The following is an 8,736-nucleotide window of genomic DNA, read 5'->3' as shown; positions in this document are numbered from 1 at the left end:
GGCAACGGTGATGGCGGAGCGACGGGAAGAACCGTTCATAGGTCGGCCTCGTCCAGTTCGGCCATCAGCGCTTGCATTTCGTCATCGGACAGGCCCGAGGCGCTGAACTCGGTGCTGTCGGCTTGCGGCTCGGCGGCGCTCGGATCCAGCGGTTGCGCGACCTCGGCCATGGCCGCGATGGTCTGGCGTTCGAAGACTTGCTTGGCCGACAGCGCGATGCCTTGCTCGTGGGCCTGGGCCACCACTTGCAGGCTCAGGATCGAGTCGCCGCCGATGGCGAAGAAGTTGTCGGTGACACTCACCGTCGAGAGTTTCAAGACCTTAGCGACGATCGCTTGCAAGGTGGTTTCCATGGCGTTGCGCGGCGCCACGTGGGCGTTTTCGTCGAACTGGTCCGGGTCGGGCAACTGGCGGGTGTCGAGCTTGCCGTTGGGCGTGCGCGGAAAGCTCGCCAGGGTCAGCACCAGGGCCGGCACCATGTACGACGGCAGGCGCTCACCGAGGAAGCGCTTGATCGCCTCCGAATCCGGCGCGTAGCCGTGGGCGGCCACGATGTAGGCGAGCAGGCGTTTGCCAGCGGCATGTTCCTGGACGATCACTGCGGCTTCGCGCACGTCGCTGTGGCTGCACAACTGGCGTTCGATTTCGCCCAGTTCGATGCGGTAGCCACGGACCTTGACCTGATGGTCCTTGCGCCCCAGGAACGCCAGGCGCCCGTCGGCCAACCAGCAGGCCAGGTCGCCCGTACGGTAGGCGCGAGTGCCGTCAGCCAGGGTGACGAAGGCCTTGGCGGTTTCTTCGGGTTTGTTGCGATAGCCACGGGCCAGGGTCGGGCCGGCCAGGACGATCTCGCCCGGTTCGCCAATGCCGCAAGCGGTGTCGAACTCGTTCAGCAGGCGCAGGTCCATGCCAGCGATGGGGCGGCCGATGCTGACGTTCCGGCTGGGCTCCAACACTTCATAGGTGGCCCAGACTGTCGCTTCAGTGGGGCCGTATTCGTTCACCAACCGGGCGTGTGGCAGGGTTTTGCTGTGTTGCGCGATCAGCGACGGCGGGCAAGCCTCACCGGCGACGATCCAGCAGGCGAGGTGGGCGGCTGCGTCGTTGCGCTGCAATTGATCGAGCAGGGCCTGGTACAGCGATGGCAGCGACAGGCCGTGGCTGACCTGGTGCTGGGCAATCAGCTGCGCCAGGCGAGCCATCTCCAGCTCTTCACCCGGAGCGGGCAACACCAGGCGTCCGCCTTGGGCCAGGGTCCAGAAAATCCCGGCGACCGAACTGTCGAAGGCAAACGAGGACAGCAGCAGGTAGGCGCGCACGGGCGTTTCATAAGCGGCCATGCGCACTTGGGTCGAGAAGCTCAGCGCGCCGTGGCTGATTTCCACGGCTTTCGGCGCACCGGTGGAGCCGGAGGTGTAGATCAAGTAGGCGAGGTCGTTCGCGTCCGGCAACGGCAGCGCCGGCCAATTGCCGAGGTCCGGCGTTGCCAGGTCATCCAGCACGAAGCGTTGCAGATGGGCCGGCACGCTATCGGCCAGTTCGGTGCTGACCACGATGTGGGCAATGGCGCTGTCGGCGAGCATGTAGGCGCGGCGGTCGGCTGGGTAGGACGGGTCGACTGGCACGTAGGCGCCACCGGCTTTCAAGACGGCGAGCATGGCGACAATGGCCGCGTTGCTGCGGGCGAACAGGATACCGACGGGCACCCCGGGACCAATGCCGGCGGCGACCAATCGATGGGCCAGTTGCGTGGCGCAGGCGTCGAGGCGGCTGTAGCTGAGGTCGCCGTCCTGGTCGCTGAGGGCGATGGAGTCCGGCTGCTGGCGAACCTGGCGGGCAATCAATTCCACCAGTGTCACGGGTTCGATGGACGGCACGCTCGTACTGGCGCCAATCAGTTGGAATTGCAGCGCGCCACTCAGGGGCAATTGGGCCCAGGGCCGTTGCGGGTCGGCCAGGGCACCTTGCAGCAGCTGCAGCCATTGCTCGGCGAGGCAACCCACGGCTTCGGCGCTGAGGGCATGGCGGTCGTAGACCAGCTGCGCGTGCAGGCCGTCGGGCAACTGGCGGACATTCAGGCATGCCTTCAGCGGATTCATCACCGCGCTGGCATGACGCTCCCGGGCATCGCCCGAGCGCCAGGCAAAGGCATATCCGGCATCGAGGGTGCCGGTGTAATAGTCCTGCCAGCCGACCGCCCGTTCCAGGGTGGCGGCCACTTGCGTGCTTTGCTCCAGCAGAGTCGCCTGGGCATCCAGTTCGATGCTCACGGGCAGGCACTGCTCGAACAGACCCAGGGTGTTCTCCAGTTCCGCGCCGCGACTTTCATGGATCAGGGTGAGTGGCACCTGTTGCTGGCCGGCCAGTCGTCCCAATACCGCTGCCCATGCCGCCAGCAGCACGTCCGGGGTCAGGGCCGGGTGGCGGGCGAGGTCGGCCGGCAGCGCCAGGTCCAATCGGGTCGGCGCAAAGCCGCCTTCGAGGATCGATTCGAGGGGCAGTTGCAGGGTGGCCTGTTCGGTTTCGCCCGAGGGTTTCCAGAAGCTCACGCCCGGATGGTCCGGCGCGTCTTCAACCAGGCTCCAGCGCCATTCGGCGTAGTCGGCGTACTGCAAGGTGTCGGACAGGTCCGTGGCGCTGTCTTGCAGCAGTGCACTGGCCAGCCATTTCAGGCTGGCGAGGTCGAAGTGGCTGCTGGCCGCCGCCAGGTCCAGGATCGTCTGTTCAGCGGACAGGCGCACCATCGTCACGCACAGGGGAGACGTCCAGTCGCGGGGCTGGTCGGCGAGTTGGGCCAGCGCGGCGTCCTGATCGGCGCGGTCGTGTTGGCGCAAGTCCTGTAGGTTCACCGCCAGCGGAGCGGTTTCATCGATCACCTGCACCGGGTGGCGCAGGCCGGGCACGGGCATCAGGCGCGTGCGCAGGATTTCACTGCCGGCCACCAGCGCCTGCAGGCGCTCGTTCAGGACATCGACGTCCAGTGGATGCGACAGCGACCATTGCAAATGGCAGCTGAACGGGTGCGCCGCCGCGCCGTTGATGTGGGGGTAAACCGATGCCTGCTGCGGCGAAATACGAAAACCTTGAAGTCCGCTCATGTTCATCTCGACTGGAAAAGGGCTTGAGCCTGGATCACCGCTCAGACGCTGGGGCTTGCTGGACACCGGTCAGGCAAGCCTCCTGCGAACGGCGGGTGGACCCGTTGAATGTCAGACGGCAACGTCGCTCGACAGCAGGGCTTCAGCCATGCCGGTCATGATGGCGCGCTTGCCGGTAAAGGGTTCGCGACCGTGCACGGCGAGCATGTTGTCGATGAACAACACGTCCCCCTGTTGCCAACTGAACCGCACCAGCGAGTCGAGGTAGGCCGCGCGTAGCGACTCCAGGACCTGGGGCTCGATGGGGTCGCCATCGCCATAAAAGGTGTTGGTAGGCAGGTCGAGGTCGTTGAAGTTGCTTTGCAGCGAATCGCGGATTCGTCCAGGCAGGGTGCTGATATGGAAGAACGTGGCGTGGTTGAACCAGACCTCTTCGCCGGTGCGCGGGTGGCGCACCACGGCCGGCCCGCGCTGGCGGGTGCGCAGGCGATTGTTGTCTTTCCATTCCACTTCGATGCCGACGCTGGCGCAGTAGGCTTCCACTTCGCCGCGATCTTCGGACTGGAACACGGTCTGCCACGGCAGGCCGAAACCGTCGCCGTAGTTGCGAACGTACAGCACGCCTTTTTCCCGGAACCGCGCTTCGATCTGTGGGCTGATCCTGGCCCTCACGGCGCGGGTCGAGCCGATCGGTGTTTCACCGCCGGTCTCGGACGGCAGTTGGCAGTAGAAGAACAGCCGCAGGGGGAAGCGCGGTGAGTAGGAGTGTTCGTTGTGGGGGAAAATCATCTGGTCGGCCGGGTAGTCGGTCGAGGTGTAGATGTTGCCGCCGACCCGTGTCCGGGGCGAGGCACGGAACATGTATTCCAGTGCTCCGGGGGAAAGGGCGGCGATCACCTGGTCGAACTGCTCGACGGATGCGACATTGAAGCCGCGAAACAGCAGGGCGCCGTACTGCAGCAGTTTCTTTTCCAACGACTCGCGTTCCCGGGTGGCCCAGGCGACCAGATCAACGCCACTGACCGCCGGCTCGATCACCAGGGGCAGGGCGTGGTCCGGGCTGAGCAGGCGCTCGGTCACCAGTTGTTGTTCCGAGACGTTCATGGCTTTGCGACGCACGGCGCCGAGGGCGCGTGGCGATGGGGGCAAGATAGACATAACGGCATCCGACTCGGTTAAAGGGACAAGGAGCGACGTTTGGCTTGCATCATCTGGCTGCGACCGGCCAGCGCCTGGGACTGTTGCCGCTCACGGGCAAAGGCCTGGTCCCAACTGTCGATGCGCTCGGCCAGTGCCGGCAACGGCTCGTCCAGCAGGGTATGCAGTTGTTCCAGCAGGCACATCCACAGGTGTTGCAGGCGCAAGGCACGGCCCTGGTCGAAATATTCGCCGCGATACTTGAGGGTCGCGGCAAGGCCTTCGCTGCCGTGCACGAGGTCGAGTACCAGGTGGAAATCCCCCGGAGCCTGGGCCACGTCCAGCGCGGCCAACTGCGCGCCGGCGATGGCGGTCGGGGTCACCCGCGACGGTTGGTAGTTGAGCTTGACCTGGAACAGCGGTGAGTGACCGGGACGGCGCTGCGGCGCGAGGGCCGAGACCACCAGATCGAAAGGCAGACCTTGATGGGCGTAGGCCAGGCGCGCTTCATCGCGAACCCGCTCAAACAAGCCGGCCAGGGTTGGCTCGCCACGCAGGTCACAGCGCAGGGTCAATTGGTTGACGAAGAAGCCGATGACGTCGTTGTGCTCGGCCAATGGTCGGCCGCTGACGTCGGTGCCCAGCAGGAATTGCTGCTGGGCGCCCAGTTGCTTGAGCACCAATTGATAACTGGCCAGCAACAGCATGAACAAGGTCATGCCTTGCTCGCGGGCCAGCGCTGCCAACCGCTCGCAACTGGCTTGGGGCACGTTGAAGTCCAGGCTGTGTTCGCCAGGGGCCTGGCCGCTGCCACCCAGTTCCAAGGTTTGGGGCATGCCGGCCAAGTGGCCGCGCCAGAAGGCCTGCTCGCTGGCGATCCGTTGTTGGTTCCAGTGCCGGGCTTCCCATTGGGCGAAGTCGAGGTATTGCCCTGGGAGCGCGGCGTCCGCTGACCCCGCCAGTTCCGCCAGCAATAGTTGCGCCGAGCGCCCGTCGAAGGCGATGTGGTGCAGGGTCAGCAGCAGGTCATGCTGTTGGTCATGTCGGCTGAGTAACTGCGCCCGCAGCAGCGGGCCGGCTTGCAAATCGACGGGGGTGGCGTGTTCGTGGGCCAAGCGCTGGCTCAGTGCCTGTTGTTGCTGCGCTTCATTCTGCTCACGCACATCGTGATGGACCAGCGCTACCGCCGTGGCCGGCAACACGTGTTGTTGCGGGCCATCGACACCGTCGCGGTACACCGTGCGCAACACACCATGCCGCTCCACCAGCGTGTTCAACCGCAGGGCCAGGGTCTCGATGTCCAGCGGACCTTGCAGGCGCAGGTGCAGCACCAGGTTGTGGCGGGTGTCGTCCGGGTTCAGTTGGCGCAGGAACCACAGGCGACGCTGGGCGAACGATTGATGTCCCTGGCTGAGGTTGGCCTGCTCGGTCGAAGCCTCGGCCGTCGGCACCGGCTGATTCAGGAAGCCTTGCAGGGCCAGCGCCCATTGGCCGAGGGTGGTCTCTCCGAACAGACTTTGGGTATCGAGGTTCCAGCCCAGGTCCTTGTGCAGGCGCGCGGCGAAGTCGGCCACGCCGATGGAGTCCAGGCCCTGGCCGATCAGGCTGAGGTTGAAGTCGGTGCAAAAGTACGGGTTGACTGCGCGCAGCGTCTGTTCCAGCCATTGGCGGCAGGCGGCTTGGGCCTGTTGCGGCGTTTCGGTCGCCAGGCGCTTGAGCTGGGCAAGGTCAAGGAGCTCGCCGTTCGCGGCCAGCACTGCACCGCTCTGGGCGATGATGCTCAACGTGCCCGCAGCGAGCTGTTTGCGTGCGCCTTGACGGGCGATCTTGCCGCTGGTGGTCATCGGGATGGTGCCGGCTTGCACCAGCACGATCTGGTCGATGCCACAGTCGGCGGCTTCGCGAACGGCGTTTTGCATTGAGGCGAACAGCGCCGGGTGATGTGCCGGGTCGACGAACTTGCGGTGCGGCTCGGCGACAATCACCAGCTTCTCGCGGCCCAGTGCCGGGTCCATTTCCGAGAAGGCGGCGATGCGCCCGGTGCGGATGCCCGGCTCGGCGTCGGTAATGGCGAATTCGATGTCGTGGGGGTAGAGGTTGCGTCCATTGAGAATCAACAGGTCCTTGAGCCGTCCGCAGATCACGACTTGGCCTTCGTGCATGAAGCCCAGGTCGCCGGAGCGCAGGTAATGGTCCGATGAACCGACAATCCGGGCTTCAAAGGCTTCGCGCGTGGCTTCGGGATTGTTCCAATAGGATTCGGCGTTGCTCGGGCCCTTGAGCCAGACTTCGCCAATACGATCGGCGGCGCATTGCTCGAAGGTGTGCGGGTCGACGATGGCGATGCTGTGCAGGGCTTGCGGGTAACCACAGGCGACGAACTCCACGGCGGCGGCATCGGCCGCCGCCAGCGCCACGCGGCCGGTCTCCAGCACGGCCTTGTCCAGGCGCAGCACCACCGGCAGCGCGTCGGCCGGCGTGGCGCTGACACACAGGGTCGCTTCGGCCTGGCCATAACCGGGGCTGATGGCCAACGGGTCGAGGCCGCAGGCGGCAAAGCGCTGGGCGAACGCTTGAAGAGTGCCAGGGTGGATCGGTTCGGCGCCGTTGATCGCGTGCTTCCAGGCGCTCAGGTCGAGCTGCGCGATGAGGTTATCGCTGACCACGCGGTTGCACAGGGCATAGGCGAAGTTGGGGGCGAAACTGGCGGTGGCGCGATAGCGACTCAACGCTTGCAACCAGGTCGACGGCGCATTGACGAAGGTCTGGGAAGCCATCAGGTAGCACGGCATGCCGCTGTAGAGCGGGGCCAGCATACCGCCGATCAGGCCCATGTCGTGGTACAGCGGCAGCCAGTTGACCATGGCGCCGTGTTCATCGAACGCGTAGGCCTGGCGCATCAGTTCGACGTTGGCGATCAGGTTGCGCTGACGCACTTCGACGCCTTTCGGCGAGCCGGTAGACCCTGAGGTGTATTGCAGGAAGGCCACGGTCGAAGCGTCGATGGCCGGGCGTTGCCACTGGCCGGCCGGTGGTGTGCCCAGGTCCTGGACAGTCAGCACATCGACCCGGCCCTCCACCAGTTCCAGCAAGCCTTCGCAATAATCCGCCGGGGCGAGAATCAGCGCCGGCTCGGCATCCACCACCACGTTGCGCACGCGGTCGAGGTGCCGCGGTTTACGCGACGGTGGTGGAAACAACGGCACCGCAATCAGGCCCGCATACAGGCAAGCGCAGAAGGCGCGGGCGTAGTCGAGGCTGCTGGGCAGCATCAACAGCACCCGATCACCCGGCGCATAACGCGCTTGCAATGCAGCCGCCAGTGAGCGGGATTGCTCGTGCAGTTGGGCAAACGTCAGGGTTTCGCCAATCTCTACGCCGTCCGGCAGAAAATGCAGGGCGGCACGCTGAGGGAAGTGCTGGGCGTTGGCTTCCAGCACGTCGATCCAGTGTTCGAATGAAAACATGTGCAGTTCACGCCATGGCCACGATGACTTTGCGGTCACCGGTGAAAGGATTGCGACCGTGTGCCACCAGTCGGTTGTCGAGCATCAGGATATCGCCGGGCTGCCAGGGGAAACTGATGGCAGTCTCGCGATAGACCTCGCGCACGGTGTCGAGCATGTCGTCGGCAATCGGCGAACCGTCGCCGAAATAGACATGGCGCGGCAGGTTTTCTTCACCCACCGCCGCCAGCAAGCTGGCGCGTACGCTTGGTTCGATGGCCGAGACATGGAACAGATGCGCCTGGTTGAACCAGACCCACTCACCGGTCTCGGGATGCTGCTGCACGGCGGCGCAACGCTGGCGAGTGCGCAGGTCGCCATCGGCTTTCCATTCCCACTCGATGTCGTTGTCCTGGCAGTAGCGTTCGACCTGGGCCCGGTCCTGAGTGTTGAAGACTTTTTCCCAGGGCAGGTCCAGGGCGCCACTGTAGTTGCGCACATAAAGCAGCTCGCGGCTGGCGAACAGCTCGCGGATCTCGGCAGGCATGCGCTGGTAGATCAGGCGGCTGTCGGCAATCGGGGTTTCGCCGCCGGTTTCACTGGCCTTGATGCAGTGGAACCAGATGCGCGAAGGCCAGGGGCGGGTGTAGGCCTGTTCGTTGTGCAATGGAATGAACTGATGGGCCGGGTACTCGGTGGAGCTATAGACCCCGGCGAAGACTTTGCTGCGCGGCGTCGAACCGAATTCGTAGCTGGCCAGCGGCGCGCCGAAGCTGGCGGCGAAGCGCTTGAAATCGATGGGGGTGGCGACGGTGAAGCCGCGGAACAATACGCCGCCCACCGTGGCCAGGACCTGGGCCAGGCCATCGCGAATCGAGGCGTCCAGATCATGGATCGACTGTCCCGATGCCCCTTGCACCAGCACGGGCAGCGATTGGGCGCTTGCATCCGTGGGCGCCATTGAAAACAGCTCGGAACGCCCGTTCAGGTGTTCGATTGAGGTCATCCTTGTGCATCCTCTATAGCTCTTCGACCAGTCACAAGACCTTAAAAGC

4 protein-coding genes are annotated in these 8,736 nt (G+C 64.9%); all 4 read right to left on the bottom strand.

Annotation, left to right across the window (positions count from 1 at the left end; genetic code table 11):
- Positions 1-35: 35 nt before the first annotated feature.
- Positions 36-3,098, bottom strand: a complete 3,063-nt coding sequence (locus AB7M32_RS20815; RefSeq protein WP_454251189.1) for a non-ribosomal peptide synthetase — start codon at positions 3,096-3,098, stop codon at positions 36-38.
- 111 nt (positions 3,099-3,209) lie between these two features.
- Positions 3,210-4,256 carry a TauD/TfdA family dioxygenase gene (locus tag AB7M32_RS20810; protein WP_454251188.1) on the bottom strand — a complete coding sequence of 349 codons (1,047 nt, stop codon included), beginning with the start codon at positions 4,254-4,256 and terminating at the stop codon, positions 3,210-3,212.
- A 17-nt stretch (positions 4,257-4,273) separates the two neighbouring features.
- Complete coding sequence (locus AB7M32_RS20805) at positions 4,274-7,702, bottom strand: condensation domain-containing protein (protein ID WP_454251187.1); 3,429 nt, start codon at positions 7,700-7,702, stop codon at positions 4,274-4,276.
- 7 nt (positions 7,703-7,709) lie between these two features.
- A complete protein-coding gene (locus AB7M32_RS20800) occupies positions 7,710-8,687 on the bottom strand; it encodes a TauD/TfdA family dioxygenase (protein WP_192261441.1) in 978 nt (325 codons plus the stop codon).
- Between the last annotated feature and the right edge of the window lie 49 nt (positions 8,688-8,736).

Source organism: Pseudomonas sp. R151218B TE3479 (assembly GCF_053629195.1).
This window is presented reverse-complemented; position numbering and strand designations above follow the sequence as displayed.

Bases quoted from the DNA above. Each gene is read 5' to 3' on its own strand.
- AB7M32_RS20815 (WP_454251189.1), bottom strand. From the start codon at position 3,098: ATGAGCGGACTTCAAGGTTTTCGTATTTCGCCGCAGCAGGCATCGGTT.
- AB7M32_RS20810 (WP_454251188.1), bottom strand. From the start codon at position 4,256: ATGTCTATCTTGCCCCCATCGCCACGCGCCCTCGGCGCCGTGCGTCGC.
- AB7M32_RS20805 (WP_454251187.1), bottom strand. From the start codon at position 7,702: ATGTTTTCATTCGAACACTGGATCGACGTGCTGGAAGCCAACGCCCAG.
- AB7M32_RS20800 (WP_192261441.1), bottom strand. From the start codon at position 8,687: ATGACCTCAATCGAACACCTGAACGGGCGTTCCGAGCTGTTTTCAATG.